Origin of the sequence: Endozoicomonas sp. OPT23, assembly GCF_009653635.1 — a bacterium.
Taxonomy (GTDB): domain Bacteria; phylum Pseudomonadota; class Gammaproteobacteria; order Pseudomonadales; family Endozoicomonadaceae; genus Endozoicomonas_A.
In genome coordinates this window covers 1,410-24,083 of sequence record NZ_PPFD01000001.1, presented here as the reverse complement: position 1 = coordinate 24,083, position 22,674 = coordinate 1,410, and the positions used below count along the sequence as shown (strand labels likewise).

At 42.5% G+C, this 22,674-nt stretch carries 11 protein-coding genes and 1 rRNA gene (1 of these 12 cut by a window edge); 5 read left to right on the top strand and 7 right to left on the bottom strand.

The window, feature by feature from the left end; all coding sequences use genetic code 11:
* The first annotated feature begins 130 nt into the window (after positions 1-130).
* The 5 genes from drmD to drmC are packed head-to-tail and all read left to right on the top strand — an operon-like array spanning position 131 to position 14,229.
* Positions 131-3,274, top strand: coding sequence for a DISARM system SNF2-like helicase DrmD (drmD, locus tag EOPP23_RS00065; RefSeq protein WP_153763937.1), 3,144 nt, complete (start codon positions 131-133; stop codon positions 3,272-3,274).
* A 5-nt stretch (positions 3,275-3,279) separates the two neighbouring features.
* Positions 3,280-7,608: a DNA methyltransferase gene (locus EOPP23_RS00060; RefSeq protein WP_153763936.1), complete on the top strand. Its 4,329-nt coding sequence runs from the start codon at positions 3,280-3,282 to the stop codon at positions 7,606-7,608.
* 11 nt (positions 7,609-7,619) lie between these two features.
* The gene (drmA, locus tag EOPP23_RS00055; protein WP_153763935.1) at positions 7,620-11,597 is read left to right on the top strand and encodes a DISARM system helicase DrmA; all 3,978 of its coding nucleotides are present in this window, start codon (positions 7,620-7,622) and stop codon (positions 11,595-11,597) included.
* On the top strand, positions 11,587-13,434 hold the full coding sequence (gene drmB / locus EOPP23_RS00050; RefSeq protein WP_153763934.1) for a DUF1998 domain-containing protein: 1,848 nt from the start codon (positions 11,587-11,589) through the stop codon (positions 13,432-13,434). Before drmA ends, drmB begins: the two co-directional genes overlap by 11 nt.
* A gap of 15 nt (positions 13,435-13,449) precedes the next feature.
* Positions 13,450-14,229, top strand: coding sequence for a DISARM system phospholipase D-like protein DrmC (gene drmC / locus EOPP23_RS00045; protein ID WP_153763933.1), 780 nt, complete (start codon positions 13,450-13,452; stop codon positions 14,227-14,229).
* Here drmC and EOPP23_RS00040 read toward each other — a convergent pair.
* The 7 genes from EOPP23_RS00040 to rrf all read right to left on the bottom strand — a co-directional run.
* Positions 14,226-15,716, bottom strand: coding sequence for a TnsD family Tn7-like transposition protein (locus EOPP23_RS00040; RefSeq protein WP_153763932.1), 1,491 nt, complete (start codon positions 15,714-15,716; stop codon positions 14,226-14,228). The genes drmC and EOPP23_RS00040 overlap by 4 nt on opposite strands.
* A 50-nt stretch (positions 15,717-15,766) precedes the next feature.
* Complete coding sequence (locus EOPP23_RS00035) at positions 15,767-17,260, bottom strand: ATP-binding protein (protein ID WP_153763931.1); 1,494 nt, start codon at positions 17,258-17,260, stop codon at positions 15,767-15,769.
* Positions 17,253-19,400, bottom strand: coding sequence for a transposase (locus EOPP23_RS00030; protein ID WP_153763930.1), 2,148 nt, complete (start codon positions 19,398-19,400; stop codon positions 17,253-17,255). Before EOPP23_RS00030 ends, EOPP23_RS00035 begins: the two co-directional genes overlap by 8 nt.
* Positions 19,369-20,202 (bottom strand): TnsA endonuclease N-terminal domain-containing protein, encoded by an 834-nt coding sequence (locus tag EOPP23_RS00025; protein ID WP_153763929.1) that lies wholly within the window; start codon positions 20,200-20,202, stop codon positions 19,369-19,371. The genes EOPP23_RS00030 and EOPP23_RS00025 overlap by 32 nt, the downstream gene beginning before the upstream one ends.
* A gap of 132 nt (positions 20,203-20,334) precedes the next feature.
* Entirely contained in the window at positions 20,335-21,558 is a 1,224-nt protein-coding gene (locus EOPP23_RS00020) for an NAD(P)/FAD-dependent oxidoreductase (protein ID WP_153763928.1), read from the bottom strand.
* Positions 21,559-21,704: 146 nt separating this feature from the next.
* Positions 21,705-22,349: a hypothetical protein gene (locus EOPP23_RS00015; RefSeq protein WP_153763927.1), complete on the bottom strand. Its 645-nt coding sequence runs from the start codon at positions 22,347-22,349 to the stop codon at positions 21,705-21,707.
* 285 nt (positions 22,350-22,634) lie between these two features.
* Positions 22,635-22,674 (bottom strand): 5S ribosomal RNA (gene rrf, locus EOPP23_RS00010); it runs 90 nt beyond the window's last position.

Below are 22,674 nucleotides of genomic sequence, written 5' to 3'. Positions count from 1 at the left end.
ACGCCACCCAACGCAGCTGACTCACAAATATCATGTGATTACCTGCCAAGAATTCCAGAGCGGTAGCGTATCGAATCATTCTCACTATCTTGGGTCGTCTATGACTCAACCTGCTGAACATGGGAAAACCATGACTGATCATATGAATATTTATGCCCCCCCTGAGCCTGGGCAGCTTGTAGAAGTGCGCCGTCGTCAATGGATTGTTGCTGATGTGAATGCTTCTGAAATGCATGTTTCACCCAATCAAAAACAACACATGATCAGCCTTAACTCCATAGAAGAAGACGGCTTGGGTGAAGAACTTGAAGTGCTCTGGGAAATAGAACCTGGAGCCCACATCATTGAACGAGCGGGATTGCCTACAATCACCGGCATTGATGATGCTGAAAAGCTGGAAGCATTTCTGGATGCTGTTCGCTGGGGAGCAGCCACAAATGCAGATCGCGGCTTTCTTCAGGCCCCCTTCAGAAGCGGTGTGAGCATAGAAGATTTCCAGCTTGACCCACTTGTCCGTGCCATAGATATGGCAAGAGCAAACTTGCTGATTGCTGATGACGTTGGTCTGGGTAAAACCATTGAAGCAGGCTTGGTAGTTCAGGAGCTTCTTTTGCGCCATAGAGCAAGAACCGTTCTAGTCGTTTGCCCCGCGTCTCTGCAAGAGAAGTGGCGTGTTGAAATGCAAGAGAAGTTTGGACTGGAATTTAAAATTGTAGACAGTAATTACATCAAGGGTGTCCGGCGCAAAAGGGGTATTCATGCCAACCCATGGACATCATTCCCAAGACTCATTACTTCAATGCATTGGGCCAAATCAGGGGAAGGCTTACGGACCATGAAAGATATCCTGCCACCGCACGCAGGATTCCCCAGAAAGTTCGATATTCTCATTGTGGATGAAGCACACAACATAGCTCCGGCAAGTTCTACACATTATGCCGTTGATAGCTTGAGAACCCGCTTTATCAGAACGATTGCACCTCATTTTCAACATCGGCTGTTCCTGAGTGCAACCCCTCACAATGGTTACACAGAGTCTTTCACTTCATTACTGGAACTTCTGGATGACCAACGGTTTGCCAGAACAATAGAGCCAGACCAAGAGCAGCTCAGCCAGATTATGGTGAGGCGATTAAAGACAGACATAGTAGATGCTGATGGGAACAGAATATACCCAACCAGAGAGTTGCATGCTCTGAAAATCCCATACTCCGGGGCAGAGAGAGACATTCACAAGGTTCTTCAGGACTATTGTGAAAGCCGCTCTATAGCTGCCAGGGAGCAAGGTTCTGTTAAAGGAACCGAGTTTATTCACAAGCTTCTCAAGAAACGCCTGTTCTCATCACCAGCAGCCTTCGCTTCAACACTGGAAAAACATATACAAAGTGTTGAAGGCAAGCGTGAGCAGAAGCAACGCAACTCACTGGATGAACGTATTCTGAAAAAAAGGATACTCAAGGCAGAAGAAGATTTTGCTAACGATACGGAATATGAAACCGCTCAAGGCGAAGCTGTTGAGGAAGCTGGGAGGCACGCTCTCCCACTGACACCTGAGCAGAAAGAACTGATTTCAGAGATGCGCTCCTGGGCTCAGGCCATGCGTAATCGAGTGGATGCCAAAGCTCAATCTATTCTGAGTTGGGTTGAATCCCATCTTAAAACAGACGGTGAATGGAATAATCAGCGAGTCATCCTGTTTACTGAATACAGGACAACCCATCAATGGCTACATCAAATTCTCAGCAGCAACGACCTTGGTGGCGATAGATTAAACGTCATCCATGGGAGCATGGATCATGATGAAAGAGAAAAAGTAAAAGCAGCATTTCAGGCAAATCCTGCTGTTTCTCCTGTTAGAATCCTATTGGCAACTGATGCTGCTTCAGAAGGTATCGACTTACAAAACCACTGTTGTTATCTGATTCACGTTGAAATCCCCTGGAATCCTAATGTCATGGAACAACGCAATGGCCGTATAGATCGTCATGGCCAACGACATTCTGAGGTTCATATATGGCACCCAGTCGACAGCCATTTCAACGAAGAAGACGTCAATCCAGCTGTTAACGTCAACAAACTTGAAGGTCAGTCTGAATATCTGATGCGGGCCGTCAGAAAGATTGATGCTATGAGACAAATGCTTGGAAGTGTCGGCCCTGTTATTGAACAGCAGATTGAAGAAGCTATGTTGGGCAAGCGCAACGATCTCGATACAAGAGTTGCTGAGAAGAAAGCTGAGCTAAGCAAAAAGCTAATACGGTCAGAACGTCAACTCAAAGAAAAGATTGCCAACCTTCACTCCAGAATCGTGGAAACCAGAAAAGAGTTCCACCTCACTCCAGATCGTGTTGCAGCAACGGTTAAGACTGCCCTAACCTTGGCTGATAAGCCTGCCCTACAGACAACAACTCTTGCTGGGGCACCTGATGGAAGCATCTATCGGATGCCCAACTTAACCGGCTCATGGGCGAAATGTTGGGAAGGTTTACGTCATCCCCACACCGGTGAAATACGCCCGATTACTTTTGACCATGATGTGGCAAAAGGTAGAGATGATGTTGTCCTGATTCACTTGAATCACCGGCTGGTGCAAATGTCTCTACGCCTTCTCCGGGCAGAGGTTTGGGCTCAAGATGATGTTAAAAAATTGCACCGAGTTGCCATACGCTCCCTACCAGATACAGATATCGAATCTCCAGCGGTTATGGTTGTCTCAAGGTTGGTTGTCACAGGTGGAAATCACCATAGGCTGCATGAAGAACTAACCCTATCCGGTGGATACCTGCGTGACACTCGTTTTACACGTGAACGTGGTGTGAGCGTTATTGATAGTTGGAATCAAACATCCAATCCAGCAACTGTACCAGAGTCTCTGCTATCTGCTCTTAACAAGCGTTTTGAAAATCACAGGGATACGATTATTCAAACAGTAGAGGCACGATCCAAAGACCGCTTGAATGGCTTGAGTAGCAGTTTAGAAAAACTCAAGGCAAGAGAAATTAAAAATATCTCTACGATTCTGGATGAGCTGCAAAGCTCTATAGAGGAAGAGCTGAAGAAAGACGAAGACCCGGAGCAGTTCTCACTGTTTACCGAGGATGAGCGAACCCAAATTCGCAGAGACAATGCAGCTTTGGAAGCCCGTCTTGCCAAAATCCCTGAAGAGAGAGAGCAAGAAGTTGCGGCCATAGAACATCGTTTTGCTGATCTTAAACATCGAACATTTCCGGTCACTGTTATTCTCATGGTGCCCGAATCCCTGATTGCGAGCTAACTCCTATGAGTACAAATAACCAACATGCTGAGTGGCTGTCGCTGCTGGATATCTCCGGGCCATTTCTGGCGGTGCCTGTATTAGAAAAAATCTTTCCCCAAGGGTTGGAGAAGCTGGCACCTCAAAAAAAGAAAAAACTGAATCAAGCTTACGAGGAATGGCTTGATGCTATTGATAACGATGATGCTGAATTGCCAGACATTCACAGAGAGTGGATCAATCTGGTACTTGAGGACATTCTGGAGCTGTCAGATGATGAAGAGGATTCACTGATTGCATCAGAGCAACTGCCAAAAAGCTTGCAGCATAGTGTTCCTGAATATGGTGTTACTTTAAAACCTGATTACGCCTTCTTTGATGAGCAGAGTGAAAAATACCCCATACTCATCAAAACCTTTGAGTCTGGATATGACTTGAATGCGCCTTCCAAGGGCGATGGGTGGACCGCTTCAGCTACTGAAAGAATGGTTCAGTTATGCAGGGCCACAGGTGTTCGATTGGGCTTAATAACCAATGGTGAACAGTGGATGCTGATTGATGCTCCGGTAGGAGCTGTTACCACATTCGCCAGCTGGTTCGCTCGTATCTGGCAACAGGAGCCAATAACTTTACAAGCATTTGAAGCACTTCTGGGAGTTAGACGTTTCTTTGTTGACATTTCAGAGCAGCTCCCTGCATTACTCGATGAATCCCTGAAGCACCAGGATGAAGTCACAGATGCCCTTGGTGAGCAGGTTCGTCGAGCAGTTGAAGTATTGGTTCAAGCGCTAGACAAGGCTGACCTGGAGCGTAATCGACAACTGCTAAAGGATGTTCAGCCAACTGAGCTTTACGAGGCTGGTTTGACTGTCATGATGCGGCTGGTTTTTCTTCTCTGTGCCGAAGAACGGGAGCTGCTCTTGCTAGGAGATGAGCGGTTTGAAGCTCATTATGCTGTTTCAACCCTGAGGATGCAGTTAAGGGCAGAGTCGGAAGAAATTCTGGAGCGTCGCTGGGACGGCTGGTCACGCCTGCTTGCTATTTTCCGAGCCGTATATGGAGGTGTTGAGCACGAAGGGATGCAAATGCCTGCACTGGGCGGCTCGCTGTTTGACCCAGATAGATTCCCTTTTCTTGAGGGCCGTGCAAAAGATTCATCTTGGAAACTCAATCCTGCAAAACCACTACCGATTGATAATCGCACCGTTTTACTTCTGCTTGACTCTATTCAGCTCTTTCAGGGGCGAACGCTGTCCTATAGAGCCCTGGATGTTGAACAAATAGGCTATGTCTATGAAGGCTTGCTGGAAAGAACGGTAAAGAAAGCACTGGATGTAACTCTTGAGCTGGATGCCACTAAAAGTGCTAAAAGACCCTGGCTTACATTAGGTGAGCTGGAGTCAGCCAGATTAGATGGTAAAAAATCTCTGGAAGAACTCCTAAAAGAGCGTTTAGGCAGCTCCATCAGTCGAGTTAGAAATGATCTAAAAAAGGATATTGATGATGCAGCCGCAGATAAGCTACTAACGGCATGTAACAGTAATGTTCAACTGAGAGATCGTCTGCTCCCTGTTTTTCACTTGTTAAAGACAGACAGCTGGGGTTATCCGCTTGTCTATCCTAAAGATGCCTATATGGTGGCTATGGGTGCCGAACGTAGGGAAACAGGTTCTCACTACACGCCAAAATCACTGACTGAAGCCATAGTAAAAGAAACCTTGGAACCAGTGGCATACATAGGCCCTGCAGAAGGCAAGGAAAGAGCTGAATGGCAACTCAAATCACCATCAGAGCTGCTTGATCTGAAAATTTGCGATCCCGCTATGGGTTCTGGTGCATTTCTGGTACAAGCTTGTCGCTGGCTATCTGAAAGGTTGGTGGAAGCTTGGGAGTTGGCAGAAAAGTCAGGGCAGACCATCTCATCAGAAGGACTAGTTCTGAAGGCTATCGGAAAGCTTGAGCCTTTACCCTCAGGAGCGGAAGAACGTCTGCTCACTGCCAGACGGCTTATTGCCGAGCAGTGCCTTTATGGTGTGGATATGAATCCACTGGCTGTTGAGCTGGCTAAGCTATCAATCTGGCTTATAACTCTTGCAAAAGGCCGTCCATTTGGCTTTCTGGATCACAACCTCAGGCACGGTGACAGTCTGCTGGGCATCCAGAATCTGGACCAGCTGCTCTATCTGAATATGGATACCGCTAACGGACAGAAACAGCTTTTTGCCCAGAAAATAGAACAGGCAGTACATGAGGCTATTGAGTTACGGAAAGAACTTCGTTTGCAACCTATCAGGGATATCAAAGATGTTGAAGTGATGGCGCATTTGGATGCTCAGGCTCGTAGAAAGCTTGTAATGCCAGAGCTTATCGCTGATGCACTGATTGGTTTAACCCTAAAGAGCGGTGCACAGAATCCAGATGTGACCGCTCTCTCAATTTATGCAGGTGAAGCACTTAACGGTGATAGTGAACAAATCAGGCAGATTCAGATCTTAGCTCAAAAAGGGTTAAATACTGATCTACCAAGGGACAAACTCAATAGAACACCTTTTCACTGGATGCTTGAGTTTCCAGAAGTTTTCTTTAATGGAAGAGATGGCTTTGACGCAATTATTGGTAACCCACCTTTCCTCCATGGAAAGAGAATATCTTCTTTTTCTGGCGATGCTTATAAACATTTCATTAAGAAATATTTAGCAAATGGGGCTAAAGGATCAGCAGATTTAGTTGCTTACTTTTTCTTGAAGTCATCAAGCTTAGTCAGGCATCAAGGTGTATTTGGGCTTATCTCTAGTAGCGCAATATCAGAGGGAGAAACAAGAAGCTTGGGCTTAAAGCAAATACTAGAGAGTGGCCTGACAATTATTTCTGCCATACCTAACGAAGAGTGGCAGGGTAAAGCTTCAATAATCATAAGTAGGCTAATCATTTATCGAGGCTGCTGGCAGGGTGCAAAAACCATAAATGGTAGAGCCGTCAAGACTATTAACTCCCATTTATCAGAAGGGAAATACTGGTCTCCGGTTAAGCTTGTTGAAAATAGTGGACGAGCATATCAGGGGACACATGTACTTGGTGATGGTTTTTTTATTCCAAACGAAACAGCAAAAAAGCTTCTTGAAAAAGACCCTAAAAATGCCAATGTAATATTCTCTTACATTAGCGGAGATGACCTTAACTCAAGCTCATCTCAGGAACCACAACGATGTATTGTGAACTTTTGGGACTGGAGCATAGATAAAGCTCAGGGCTACTGTGAAGCATTTGCATGGATACAGGAACATGTTTACCCAGAGCGTTTAGAAAAGGCAAAATCCAAGTCATACTCAAAAATTATGGATGTTTGGTGGAAGCATTGGAGGCCTAGACAAAAACTGTATAATTCACTTGGACGAGGTTATTCCTTTGAAAAAGCAGCTGAGAAAAAGAAAAAACTAAGCCATTGTTATGCCATATGTAGGCACACTAAGCATGTTGCAATCGCAAAACTTCCGAACGACTACCTCTTTTCTGACGGCATTGTGATCTTCCCTACAGAAAACTGGGAAGATTATTCAGTGTTACAGTCAAGTATTCATACGGTTTGGGCTTGGCAATACGGCTCTCGATTGCAGCATGATCTTAGATATAGCCCTAATGAAATCATGGACAAGTTTTCATTTCCAAAAGAATATGCTGTTTTAGCTGACATTGGAGAAAAACTCTTCACTCAATTACAAAGCTATATGTTCAATGAACATATAGGGTTAACCTCTGCATTCAATGATATTAGCTCCTCAAAAAACTCAACCATACTCAAAAGTATACGGCAGATGGTATGCGATTTAGATAATCAATTACTCGCATGTTACGGATGGGTAGATTTAGATTTAGAACATGGGTTTCATGAAGTTGCTTACTTACCAGAAGGAAAAAATCTTCGCTATACCATCAGCGAGAAAGCCAGAGAGGAAATTCTCTACCGTCTTGCCATGCTCAATAAAGAGAGATACGAACAGGAACAAAAGGAAGGCCTGAGAAAAGCCAAAGCAAAAAAAACTTCAGCTAAAAAAGCTTCCAAGTCAAAAGCAACTAGCACCAAAACTGCTCCTCAGATAGGACTATTTGAAGCTGCCACCCAGCCAGTAATCAAGCAAAAGTCCACCAAAGGCAATATGTGGGGAGCAACACCTACTGATCAAATCTATGCTTGGCTAGAGGAAAATCCAGGCAAGTGGTATTCAAAACAGGTTATCCTGAATGGCTGTGGAGCTAATCCGGCTATGTGGGGTGATGCCATTTCTGAACTACTGGCTGATGGTGATATTGAACAACAAGGCTCCGGTGACAGCCTGCGTTACCGTGCCAAATTGTAGTGGAGGGAGTGATGTCTGAATCAAAGGCACTTAATGCCTGGATAGCTGTAGATAATGGCCTGTATTTAGGCGAATCGTTTGACGAGTTCACTCACGTTCTATCTGGCGAACGGCAGAAATATCAGGCTGTTCAAGAAGATGATTATATTGCCATCGCAAATCCCGCTGGGTTGGCTCTCCGTATCGGTAGGATTTATCGAATTCGTTCAAACCTTAAAAATACTACCCTCTACTTCGACAAGCAGCTTTCCGTAGATAGAAACAAAAATATATCCATTGCAGGCTGGAATTTACCAACTGGCAGTATCGGCAGGTTGAACTGGACACTATTTGCTGAGGGTATTTCCAAACTCACCGAAGCAACAGTTGCAGACATACCTCTGGTAGAGGATGAAGCTTATGTCCGCGAGCTTCTGCAGCTGGCTGTGATGGATGACCTTCTGGGTCCTGCTTGTGGCCCCCATGAAGAGATCGCTGAGATGAGCGTCCGCGATCGTTACCTGGTCGGTAAGTTTGCACCACAGGGAGAACCTACTGATGGCCTCGCAAAAGCCGCTGGTGATGAAGAGCCTGAATCATTGGAAGTCCATACCGGTTACAGCGACCCAGGCGCAGAATTTGAAAAGGCCAACAGTTCTGTAGAAGGTGATTCTGAGCCCTCTGAAGAAGTAGATACTTCCAATAACCACTCTTTGGTTCCATCCAGCTTCGGACTGACATTTTGCGTAGATGGCGATGTTGATGCTGTAGAGATTTCCGCAAATTGGGGGCGTTATGAGAGAGCTGAGAGCGATTTTACCCTTGATCGAAGAACCGGAAAGGCCTCCAGAGTTTGGAAACGAATCCCCTGTGGTGCCACACTAGCCTTGCCTCTGAAAAATGGTCTGATTCCGGCTACAGCTGTAGACAAAGAAAACCCAAACATCGTCGTACAAGGCTCTATCAGGCCACCAAACCACAAAGGAGATCGATTAGTCACACTGTTTCTGGTTAACGCCCAAGAGGAGCTGGAACAGAGCAGGGATGCCAACTGGATCTTTCAGCCTGAGTTAACCGTTACTGCTACAGGTAACTCTGGAGCAGCCATTTTCAGGCGCAGACCAGTTCTGGATAGCGAAGGGGATGATCCTGAACGGGAAGCTTTGGAGATGATCTACCGCAAGCAGGTTGAGTTTGCTGTTGGTCATGGTATTTCTGTTCATTCATCTGTAAAGAAAGATAACCTAGAAAAATCGGTTTCTATCAAAACCGTGGTACTGCCTCAAAGTGAAGTGCCGGTTACTGAAACACCAGGGTTGAATGAAGAAGATCGCCCAGCCATGCGCCATATGGTGGATAGTGGATTCCTCGATATGGAACTGCTGGCCAAAATGGAAAAAGATGAGCTAGTCACAGCTTTAACAACGCTCACCACTGACTATGAAAGCTGGATTCAAGAACAAAATAGCCGCATAGGCGAAGATGTTATTGGTCATAATGAGCAGGCTGAACAGGCTCTTGAAAGGTGTGATCAAATCAAGGAAAGGCTTGAAGCTGGTATTCAGATATTAGCTGATAATGATCTTGCTTTGAAAGCGTTCCGGTTTGCCAATATGGCTATGGCTAAACAACGTATTCACAGTATCTACGCACTTGAGCGAAGGCGGGGAAACAAGCCAAAAATCTCTGAAATCAATATCAGAAAGAACCGCTCATGGAGGCCATTTCAGTTAGCTTTTATGTTGCTGTCTTTACCTTCATTGGCTGACCCTACTCATAAAGATCGAACTGTTCCCGCCGAAGCTTATGCCGATCTGCTGTGGTTTCCAACTGGCGGTGGTAAAACCGAGGCTTATCTGGGGGTAGCCGCATTCACCATGGCGATTCGTCGCTTTCAAGGTGCACTTGGCGGGTATGATGCAGGCAGAGGTTTATCGGTCATCATGCGCTATACATTGCGCCTTCTTACCTTACAGCAGTTTCAACGTGCGACAACCCTCATCTGCGCCATGGAAGTACTGCGCAGAGACGCTTTGCAGGGTGGAGATGACTCCCTCGGTACAACTCCTTTCACTATAGGTCTGTGGGTCGGTAATAAAGTCACTCCCGGAACAACAGTAAGTAGCCATGAAGCGATACAAAACTTCAGAGACAACAAAGTTGTTTCGTCATCACCTGCTCAGTTAACCAGTTGTCCATGGTGTGGCTCAGAAGTTGCTGCTGGCCGTGATATTGAAGTTAAAAAAGCTACAAACCAGACATCCATATATTGTGGCGACAAGCGAGGCCGGTGCTCTTTTTCCAAAGGCAAGTCATCAAAAGAAATTCATCCTGGCATTCCTGTTCTTGTTGTGGATGAGGAGATTTATCATCGACCTCCCACCATGATGATTGCCACTGTGGATAAATTTGCCATGATGGCCTGGCGTGGGCAGATTAGGACTCTGTTTGGCAAGGTTAGCCATGAATGTCCACGACATGGGTTCATCTGGCCGGATAGCATATGTAAAGGGAACCACCGATCAGACAACAAAAATGGGTTGCCTGCTGTTAAGGTTGAGGGTATCAGTCCAGTCCGTCCACCTGATCTGATTATTCAGGACGAATTTCACCTGATTAGTGGCCCCTTGGGTACAATGGTTGGCCTATATGAAACGGCTGTTGATGAACTGTGCTCTTGGGAGGTCAATGGTAAAAAGGTTCGTCCAAAGATAATTGCCTCTACAGCAACAGTTCGTAAGGCTGATGACCAGGTTCGTAATGTGTTTATGCGGCAGGTGTCAGTATTCCCACCCCACGGTTTAGATGTTGAGGATAATTTCTTCTCTATTCAACGCTCCCTGAGCAAAAGGCCTGGTCGACGTTATCTGGGAATATGCTCTCCCGGCAGCTCACGACCAGCCATGCTTATCCGTATCTATACTGCTTTGCTCTCTGCTTCTCAGGCACTATTTAATAGGTTCGGACAACTTGCAGATCCTTACATGACCACCGTCGGTTACTTTAACTCGTTGCGCGAGTTGGGAGGCATGAAGCGATTGGCTGAGGACGATGTCAGAACACGTTCTTACCGTGTACAAATGAGCCAAGTGGCCAGACCAGGTCTAGAGCAAAGGGCTGTCAACAACACGGATGAGTTAACTGCTCGGGTCTCCGGTAAAGATATCCCTAAAAAACTGGATCAGCTTGAGATTAAATTCAGAGCAGACATTGATCCCGCAACTGGGTTATATACTAGTAATTGGGAGAAAGGGCAGGACAGGGCTGTCGATATTGTTCTGGCCACAAACATGTTATCTGTTGGTGTGGATGTTAATCGGCTAGGTTTGATGGCGGTCAATGGTCAGCCGAAAGGTACTGCTGAGTACATTCAGGCAACCAGTCGTGTTGGCCGCTCTTCTCCAGGGTTGGTATGTACCGTTTTAACTTGGGCACGACCTCGAGACCTCTCTCATTACGAGACCTTTGAACATTACCATGCAACTTTCTACAAGCATGTAGAGGCACAGTCGGTAACGCCATTCTCACCGCGAGCTATGGATAAAGGATTGACCGGAACAATGTTGAGTATGACCCGTTTAGAACATACCTCCTTCAATCCAAATACAGGAGCGCAGGCTCTGGAAAAGCCACACCAGTTAGAAATTGCCGAGTCAATCGAAAAACTTAAAGAGAGGGCTTGGAGACTCACTGACGATGCGGGCTCTAGAGACCTGGCAGAAAGTATGATGAAGAAACGTGCCGACATGTGGAGTAAAGAGGCCAATGAAGGTGGGCGTATTCTGGCTTATGAAAAAAGGGGCAAAGAGAAAGATAAAACTGTCGCTCTTTTAAAGCATCCTGGTATTAAAGAGTGGGACTGGAAAACTGTACCAATGTCTATGCGTGAAGTTGAACCGGGAGTTCGGCTCATTATGAATACTAAAACAATGGATGATGAGCCTGACTGGTCTCCTTCAGTTGACCAAAATAATACTGCTATTTCAACTGTAGGGGGCGATGATGAGTGATAAGACACCTGTCGGAGATGTAAGGCCCAGTCAATTACTTTGGACATATGGCCCTGGTGCTTTGATTGACCTTCCCAGCTTATCGGTCCTAACTCTAGGCACACACCTATGGGATAGAGATCGCTGCCCACTTATTACTGAGGCAAGGTTGCTTGCGGCAGTCAGAAAAGAGCTAGGGTCTCAGGTAGAGAGCCTGAGAATGCCCCCATATCAGAAAAGTGAACATGTAGATGCCTATTCTGCTGAAGCTAATATTGGGGTTCCCGTATTACCATTTCCACGCTGGCTTAGGTGCGTTAAATGCGGCCTCCTTTCTCCTTTTGATCGTGGACTGTTCGAGTGTAAAGAAAACCGGTATCGGCCTGAGTTAACCCGGTTTGTTCATAAAGGATGTACCGGATCAAAAGGTGATGCTAAAGCAACTGATGCAGACGCGGTGCCTGCACGTTTTCTGCTGGCTTGCCGAAATGGTCACCTTGATGATTTTCCTTGGCATTATTTCGTTCATAGCGGAGTAAGTGAGTGTAAGGGAACCCTCAGATTTTTCGAGAGTGGTGCATCGCTTCAAACAGAAAACCTTTGGGTGAAGTGTGACAGTTGTGAAAAGTCGCGCTCTCTTGCTCATGCATTTGGACAAGAAGGTAAACAGAATTTGCCTAAATGCAGGGCAAGACACGCACATCTGAATATTTATAACGATGACTGTACAGAGGGAGCTAGGGCTGTACTTTTGGGGGCGACGAACAGCTGGTTTCCTATTACTCTTTCTGCCTTGGCAATACCTGTAACCCGGGATCCTATTATTCAGCTTCTTCAGGATGGCCTAGATTTTTTTGAAGATGTGGAGTCTGAAACTGAAATCGGTTTAATCGTAAAAACACTAAAAAAAACGGGCCATCTTATTGGAATTGAAAAATATACCAGTTCTGAAATATGGGAAGCCTTGGAGTCAATCAATAAAGGGGGAGAGCATGGCCCTGTCTCTGAATCTGATATAAAAGGACCTGAGTGGGATGTCTTAACAGCACCAACCCCCCCTGCCGACTGGCCTCATTTTCTTAGCACACCTGTCACACCTCCAGAGACATACAAACTACAAATCTCAGATATTTTTATGTTAGAACGGCTGAGGGAGGTTAATGCCCTTATTGGTTTTACCCGAGTAGAGGCCCCTGAACAATCTTCTGACCCATCACAAAGACCTGAGACTGCTAGTTTATGCAGGGGGGCTCCTGAGTGGGTTCCTGCAACAGAGGTTCACGGAGAAGGGATTTTCATTAGATTTAATGAAGAAGAACTGCGGAAGTGGGAACAAAGGACAGCGGTTAAAGAGGTTAACAGAAAGCTACTCGCAGGTCATAGAGGGTGGAGAAATGCTAGAAATCTTGATCCTGGCGAAGCCTATCCAGGCATTCGCTATGCACTCTTGCATACATTGGCACATCTCCTGATAAGAGAAGTGGCGCTGGAATGTGGTTATAACGCTGCCAGCATCCGAGAACGGATTTATGCGGATACTGAAGGAAGTCAGCAACAGGCCGGTATTTTGATTTACACGGCAGCAGCAGATTCTGATGGTACTCTTGGTGGTTTGGTTGACTTGGGGAAACCCGAGAACTTAGGAAGGCTTATAAACAGTGCATTGAATCGGGCCAGGATCTGTTCCTCTGATCCTCTTTGCTCAGAGCATAACCCTGAGAAAGATCGATCACTACATGCAGCTTGCTGTCATGCATGTGGCTTTGTATCTGAGACATCATGTGAGAAGGGAAATAGGTATCTTGACCGCTCCCTTGTAGTACCGACATTGGACTGTGCTGATGCAGCTTTTTTCTAACAGAAGGAAATAACTTTGGAAGAACTGCTGGAAGCGGTTGGAAAATTTGTGGAAATGACGCACCCTGACAAGGTGCGTCAATTTGCTTCTGTATTGAAAGGTATGAGTACTCCAATCAACAAAAAGACACTGGCAACCAAGGTCAAAACAACTCCCCAGTCAGCAAACCACCTCAAGAGACTGCTTGCTTTATGGAATGAGGATCATGTTGAACTACTTGAGTTGGCAGGAATGCTTCAAGGTGTCAATTACAAAGCTCATCATTCGCCCAATAATGAGCAGATAGAACTGGTATGGACCGGACCAGACTCAACTGTTGTACCCGTCAGAAAGACATCTGCGGTTCTTTGCGAAGTAATAGATAAAGCCAAAAGAACATTATTCATATCTTCTTATGTTATTAACGATATCAATGATGTGGCTTTAGCTATAGATGTTGCTATTAAAAGAGGGGTCAAGGTTTCATTTTTGGCTGAATCCTCAGAGTCCCGAGGAGGCAGCATAAAAAATTATGATCCTGGAGAACGAATAGCTGCCAGATTGCCTTCTGCATCAGTATATTACTGGCCCCAAAAGAGTCGAACTAATACCACGAATGGCAATCATGCTTCTATGCATGCAAAATGTATCGTTGCCGACGATGAGATTTCATTCATCACAAGCGCGAACCTTACAGGCCATGCTCTAGAACATAATATTGAAATGGGCGTTTTGATCTATGGAGGTAAATTACCTAAAATCATACACAAGCATTGGGAAATGCTTATTATCACTAATATTATTGAAAAAATTTAATCTATCCCTTTTTCTTTATTGATCTGAATAATTCCATTATCAACTATGTACCTTACAGTATCAGGTAACATGTTGCGTTTTTTTAGTAACCAACCATGACCGCCTAGTGCCCGATCCAAAGAGCTCCATGTGATTTTATTTCTACTTTGAGCTATTATTTTGGGGAGTTTTAACAGGATATCAGAATCACGTTTTTCCCAATTTACTCTAGGGTTTTTCTTTTTCTTTTTTGGTCTAGGGAGCACTGTGTATAGCCACAGTTGATCATAAAGATAACACCAGTAAAATTGTTTACTACAATCTTTTTTTACATTTTTTCTCATGCAATCAGGATGACTTCTCAAATAATTCTTAATTACTTGTCTATAATTTTTTCTAATTACATTTTTCTTTATCTTCTTTCTACGTTCAACTAAACCTGTTTTTGATGAAATTATTTGTTCTGTGTAGCCAAGTGATATATTGAATGCTTTAGCTATTTCAGCTCTATGAGTTCCATTCTCAGCCATTTCCCATACTTTCTCACATAACAATATATTTCTAAGAGGCTTCTTGTCTTTATTACTGGCTCTGGCCGAACGATTTCTACACGATATTTCTTCCTTACTTATATCAGAAAAATATTGTGAAGAACTTTCCATCAACCAATTGGAAAAAAGCAAGTGTTTGAATGGGTGCTGACAATATGATTTATTTTTATCAAAAATTGGTGATAGAAAGTGATTACCTGAGAATCTAATAATTTCTGAAACATCTGATAAACTAAACATCTCTTGATAGTAATTGAAAAGTCTTTGCATTATTCTCTTATTTTTTATCACACAACCATTTTTTGAAATAAACTCCTCACTCAATAATTCTTTGTATTTTTTTATAATATCAAAATCTCTCTCTTTCACCATCTTTAGGTTACTGATTAAGCCGAAAGAAAATTCAGATAACTTTATTTCAGCTTTTTTGGGAGTAAAACTTGATATTCTTATACCTGACAACATTGACAAATCAGAGTTACCTGATGTTCTTAGACTAATTCTGCTTAAGTAGATATTATGATGAGGGCATACATTTATACCAGAAACTTGATGTTCAACATGCAATATAGGAAAACCTTTTTCTTTAATATCAGCTCTATAACATAATGGGCATACATTATTCACGAAAGGAAAAGGAAATTGATTTGACGATAATAGTGAACACCTATTTACCTTCGATGCATCGTCATCAAACATAGCAGCTTTAATTAATTTTTTTTGTTCTCCTGAACGATAAAAAGCAATTAATGGGTATAACGTATTCTCCATTAAAAGTTTATTTCTATCCAGTGATGTAAAATCACTCAGCTTATTAATATAGCAGGGGAGATATGGGTGAATCCTTGTTTTACTTTTACCAGAAAAACGACGCAATATAGAAGCCGGAGCTTCTCCTGTTACTGCATGATACCTTATAAACCATGAGTATACAGTCTCCCCAGGTAAAATATTCATTCTAGTACGCAGGAGCACAGTTCGGAAAAAACTGGCTCCTATATAACTTATTAAACACCGATTTGGTTAAGAGGATCATTAATCAAAATATCCTTACTATATAAATAACTTATTACATCATCCTCATCAAGAGCATTTCTTAGTAGAGTAGGGTTTGATATTACATCATCCAAAGAATCACAATTGATTACTTTATAGATCGCACTTTCAAACTCTTGGTGATGAGGCCTTGATAAATCTCCCTTAATCATCATCTTTGACTTGCTTTTGCAGTGACTGTTTTCATTAAGTTTTGCATTATTACACTCTTCTCTATGTGGTTTTTCATTATAAATCATAGAGTTTTGTTGTAGCCAACTACAATCATCATCATTTAGAATATCATCATAAATTGAACGGATCAGATTTTCATCTGCTGTTTTTAGTAGAGAAAGACCTTTATCTGTAAAGGGACATACATTTTGATAAGCCTTCTCTAAAACATCAATATTTATTTTTTCATCATTTGAACCAATAACGATCTCTTGAGCTTCCATATATATTCTGATTGCAATATCAATAATCCCTTCCGATAAATCGTACAGTTTATCCATCAATCCCTCGGATAGAGGCGTAACTATATTTGTCCATTGATACTTCCACATACTTCTCATAAAGAGCTTCCAAACACTAGGCTCCATTGCCTCCATTTGAATATAGCCACCTGCTTCAAGCCTTCTAGCAATTTTAAATTTTCTTTTGAATATTGGAATCATTTCAGGATTTCCACAAAAAACTATTGGAACTCCAGATCTATTAATTAGATTAAGTAGAAATGCAAGCAGCTTTTTATAACCGCCTGCATTTGTAATACTAACATTCTGCATTTCATCAATTACAATAACCCCAACAAAACTTGATCTTATTTTCCTCTCTATTTGCGTAAGAAGTGCATCCAAGGTTTTTTGTGGTTTTGTTTCTTCACTCTCTAGCGCACTGTCCATAGCTGATAAAATTGCATGGCAAAATCCACGTATACTTGCATCGAATGGGCACTCAACTTTCAACCAAACAACCTGTTTAATCGATAGTTGTTTTCCATCATACTCCTCGTGCACAATTACCTGAGGATAATAATCAAGTACCTGTAAAAGCATTTTTGTTTTTCCTACACCACTAGGGCCAACAATGGTTGCGGCTGAGCCTCTTGGATGAAATAACCCTGCCCTTGGTTCTTCAGGTGCTTTACTATATTCGATATAGTGTAAATAATGTGCTGTTGTGCTCAGCAGTGGATTTTTCGAGCTATAGCTTTCCTTTAAGAACCTATCAATAATTCGGAAACACTGCAGATATTCAGGCAAAGGCTGACGCAACATTGTTAATCGAGCAACATAATCCTCTCTTTCATAGGAAGGACAATTCCTTTCAGATTTTGAGTAACTTGGAAAATTAGAAATCGTTTTTATAACTTTATCCATTGACTCTTTCTTCGGTAAAGCTTCAATTAAAGGATTCCCCTTGTACTCAGGAAGAAAACTATCACTGTAAACAGCCTTAATCATTACTATCACTCGTATTATCTTCAGTTACTGCCTCTAGCATGCTTAAAACACTGCTGCTGACTTTACCATTTTCCCTTCTCTTATTACTTTTGGCATCCCATGGATTATTTTCGTTTTCTCGCGCCTCAATTTCTCTCTTTCTTCTTTCACGAATATTTATTATTTTTTCTTTTTTTGTTTTATTTTTTGGTGCATTTTTTTTAGCTTCTTTAGCATTTTTAGTTACTACTTTTTTGTTTTCATGTTTCTCAATATCAAAAGTATCAAAATTTTCATTTTTATCATGGTACTTCTTATAATCTTGGAAGTAATACACATCTGCTATATGTTTATTTTTAAATATTTTAGATCTAGGAAGAAGAGTACATTTTTCAAAATTGCTACTTTTATCTGGCTTAACATAAAAAACATCACACTTCTCTACATCTTGCCTTGCTTCTATTTTCCACTGACCATGATTTCTTGCATTTGCAAACCAATTATTAGCTATTGCACTTTCACATGTAAAAAGAACATCATCATATTCAATACCTCGCTTTGTGACAGATGCTTTGATAGGTGGTGACAATCTAGCTAAAATTTCAACCTCGTCATACACTCTTAATGCATGTCTATATTCCTCCAAATGCACTCTCCAAAAATTTATAGGCGTTGGTGCTAACCCTTTTTCCATAAGTAGTGCGCTATAGGCCAACTCATCAAATTGCTTTTTATTATGAGAAATCACTTCTTTTAATAGAAAATTAATAATTTCATCAAGGGTATATAAAGCTTTTTCTGCAGGGTTTACTTCCCCTCTCTTTCTTATACTTCCCTTTGTTGTACCCTCAAGTTCATGAAGTAATTCTTCGTTTAATATTCCAAACCTTCTCTCAACGATTGCTTTGAAATCAGCTCTATAAGGTGGTGCAATATCAACTTTCATCAGAGGGACAGCTGTTTTTTCTGGTGACTCCCAAATCATCTCACCTCTATCGCATAGTAAGCTACGTGGAACATGATGACATGGCCAATCATCATAAGAAATTTCGACTCCATACTTTTTACAGTATTCAACTTTATCCCTAAAAGCATTGAGTAATGCTTGTCTTGCAGGTTTCCATCCTGCATTGTACAAAGACACATGAAAACCAACTATCATTCTACTTGCTTTATCTGTGATCGAATATATCGTTGGCCTTCCTATGCTGTGATTTCTATTGAACGCAGAAACTATGTGAACATCAGCTATAGTTGCATCAATTTCAAAACAGCTACCTGGTACTGTATCGTTTACGGAAGCGAATGATGTTAACCCTCTTTTATTTCTTTGATAGTCTCCATCATTCGTTCGTTTCCTTATCACTACATCTGCATCAAATAATTTTTTTGACCAGTATCTAAACTGATTCAATGACGGCACTTTCGGCTCACAAGAATTTTTCTTTGCTATTTTAATCTCCTCAGCATAGTACTCTAATACTGTATCTCTATAGGCCTTAGTCATTTTCTTTGCATTTTGAGACAAATAGTATTTTTTAATCCCTTTTTTTATTTTATCTTTGTCCACATCACTTACATTTATCCCTACTGGCATATCAAATGCCTCTGTTTTCTTCTTTATCGGAGCACCTCGTTTTGCTAAGCCAGCAGTTCTTTCTTTTTTAGGTCCGCCACTTTTCGAATATGCAGGTATTAGAGAATCTTTTGTTTGTCCGAATTTCCAATAGAGATTTAATAACCTGCCTATCGTTTGTCTATTAACACCAAGTTTCTTAGAATGTGCAGATAGAATTCCACTTCGTTCTCTCAATGAGATTTTGTAGATAGCTTCGCTATCTTCAATTATATCTTTTATTGAATTATAACGTTTGTTTTTCAGATTTTTTATTTTCTTGCTATTAATGTACTCAATATCTAGCTGATAATTTGGTATTTGATATTCAGAATAAGTTAGATCTTTATTGTCAATATACTTCCTGACATGTTCTAAGTTCATTAGCACTGGTCTGAGTATTTTTTTCTCTTCATCAACCTTGAACAATGAAAGACACTCAAGGTCTGGCCATATTTCAATAACACGATACTTTCCGTTTGGTATTCCTTCAATATCTAGCGCTTTCCAAACACTATTTATAGTTAACAACGTTTTTTCTTTCATACTCTGCCTCATAGACACCAATAACTCTGAGTAATCCGCTATCCTCAATATCAACACTAAAATCAACAGATATAATATTTTTATAAATAAGTGTTTTTACAATATCTATTGCTCTTATAAGGCTTATTCCAGTATTACTGGCAACATAATCTACAGCCTCTTTAAAAGGTGTATCTCCTTTAGAAAATAGTTCTGCAGCCTTAAAAAGCTCATCTTCAGTAGTTGTAAAGCCATACCTGAGAGGATCTGATATCCATGCAATGTTCTTTGCCTGTATTTTAGTATCTTCAGTTTGCGTGTAGATTTTGAAAGGGATTCCTAACAGATTCCACCAAATACGTTCTAGCTCCTGCTTCTCTAGAACTCGCTCATCCTCAAGCTCACCCTCAGGCTTAACACTGACAGCTAAGTAGCTTGCATTCTCGCCACAATTAATTGTCAATAAGAAGTCTGTTGTAAGCACCGACAGCTCCTTCTCCCCCTTAGGAACTCTTGGATGAGCTATCTCAAAAGCTTTTGCTATCTTATGACTTAAGCTCAATGGCAGTAATGGGAATTGTTCCCTGATCTCAGTTACCGCATCAGAGAATTCTGCTAAGTAAAAAAAACTTGTTTCGCCCTGTGATAAGCAGTGATGTATACGATTTGACTTCATGCCTTGAATCTTAGAGCTCTTGCCCTTAGAAGGCACATCCTGAGCCCTTATCCAAGGTTTGTAGTCATCCCCATCACCAAGTCCAAAACCGTTCTTTAACGCGCGTTTATAGTCCTCTACGGACTCTAACTTACGTCTACGTCCCATATAACAACATCCTGTTACTCCATATAAGCAGAAATATAGTCATACGTTAGATGACGTGCAAACTTTATTATTATTCTTTATTTAACGTTCAACTTTTGTAGTTAAAGTACAATCTTTATTGTTTCTACACAATTAAACATATTGCCCGGCACAATGACCAGAAGCCCAGGCCCACTGAAAGTTGAATCCGCCCAAGTGTCCCGTTACATCCAGTACTTCACCAACAAAGAACAACCCCGGCTGAAGCTGACTCTCCAGAGTCTTGGACGACACTTTCTCAGTAGCCACCCCACCGAGGGTAACTTCTGCTTTTTTGTAGCCTTCGGTTCCTGTTGGCTCCAGACCCCAGTTTGTCAGTTCATCAGCCAAAGCATCCAGCTCTGCCAAAGTAAACTGCGCAACAGGCTTACGACCATTGTCTGTGAGTAACCTGAGCTTGCCATAATCACACAGTGTTTGAGCCAAACGTTTAGTCAGATGTTCCGAAATAACGTTAGAAATTTGAGCTTTAGGGCGTTGCTGAATAGCTTCCTGTAGCCAGTCATCTGTATTGATACCCGGTAGCCAATTAACCATTACACGGTCTCCGGGGTTCCAGTAAGATGATATCTGGAGAACGGCAGGCCCACTGACACCACGATGAGTAATTAGCAGGTTTTCTCTGAAGCTCTGCTCATTACAACTTAAGGTGACTTCAGCACTGACACCGGATAAGTCACTGAAATGATTCAGCCACTTTTTTGATAGAGTGAAAGGAACCAGCCCGGGCACTTGTTCAATCAGCGCATGTCCAAATTGTTCAGCAATTTCATAGCCAAAACCAGTGGCACCCATGGTTGGGAAGGACAACCCACCTGTAGCGACAACCAGAGACTGTGCTGAAAATTCACCCTGACTGGTTATCAGCTGAAAGCCTCTGTCTTTATCAGCAACTACTTTTTGTACTTCTGCTTTAGCTCTGACAGTGACGCCCGCTTCACGACACTCACCCATTAACAGGTCAACAATATCCTGAGAACGGTTATCACAAAAAAGCTGGCCCAGTGTTTTTTCATGCCAGGGAATATCATACTTGGCAACCAGCCCCTGGAAATCCCACTGGGTATAGCGTGCAAGAGAAGATTTACAGAAATGAGGGTTTTGAGAGAGGTAATTCGACGGCTCGGTATACATATTGGTGAAGTTACAGCGACCACCACCGGAGATCAGAATTTTTTTACCTATTTTATTGGCATGATCCAGAACCAGAACTTTCCGTCCACGATACCCGGCAGTTTGCGCACACATCAGTCCGGATGCACCTGCACCTATGATAATGACGTCGTAGCTGGATTCCAAAGGTCTGGATAATGGCATATTCGATTGTTTCTCAGAGTGTCCGACTGTGGTCGCGGACTATAAACAACCAAACTGAAGAAACCAAGGAGCATAAACCGATAGATCCTTTTCGGTTTGCTCCTTAATGTTCGATATTAGGAGGTTCTGACATAAGCCGAAGCTTATTATTTTTTCAGAAGTCCCAATACTTTGTTCAGAAACATTTTGGATTCCTGAACACTGACACTCTTGCGCAGATCAGCAGCAATAACACGCTGATAAGTACGAACATTAGCTGGACGAGTTTCAACCAGAGCTTTGATCATGGCAGGTTTCAGCAGTCGCTGGCCTGCAGGAGTATTTGGGTAAGCCTTTTGAATAGTTTCCTTATCGAAAGCTACCAGAGCACTTTCCAATGAGCCTTCTGCAACAACCAGCTCTTCTATAACCTCTTCTGCAGCTTTAGGAGCAGAAACTTTTTTCTCAAATTTTGCTTCTGCCTTGGTAGCTACTTTTGCAGTACTGGACTCAACACCATTAAATACAGACATGGCTTCAGCCAGTTCAGGTTTCATCATCCATGCGCTATCAGTTTCTTCAGCAATAACTGAAGCGCCAGTACCCGCATCAACTTCCAGGAAACCGGCGATACGCTTACCCAGATTATTTACGATCAGGGAAGCACGCTTGGCACCAGTGACTTCCATCACCCGGTCTGCTGTCATGGAATGACCTGTTTCCTGATGCCAGGCAGTCAGCAATTCCATGTCCTGAGGGCGGACGGCTTTATTATTATTTAAGGCTTTCAGGAATGATTCTTGAGTAATCAACAGCTTTACCTCTAAATGAAAAAATCCGCCTATTCTTTCAGGATATGGCAAATTATCAAGCCTATCTGAGCTGAACTTCGACTTTTTCTTATTGCCGAAGGACTCGGTATTGAGATAGACGACTTATGACTATAAATACTGAAAGGTAATTAGCAGAAGTTAAAACAGGACGATCAGTTTCTCTATCAAGATAGACCTACTTTGTTCGAACTGTTCCCGAAACAATTTTTCCGCACAAAAAGAAAAACCCCAGAAGATTGCTCTTCTGGGGTTTTCTAATTCAATGCCTGGCGATGACCTACTCTCACATGGGGAAACCCCACAC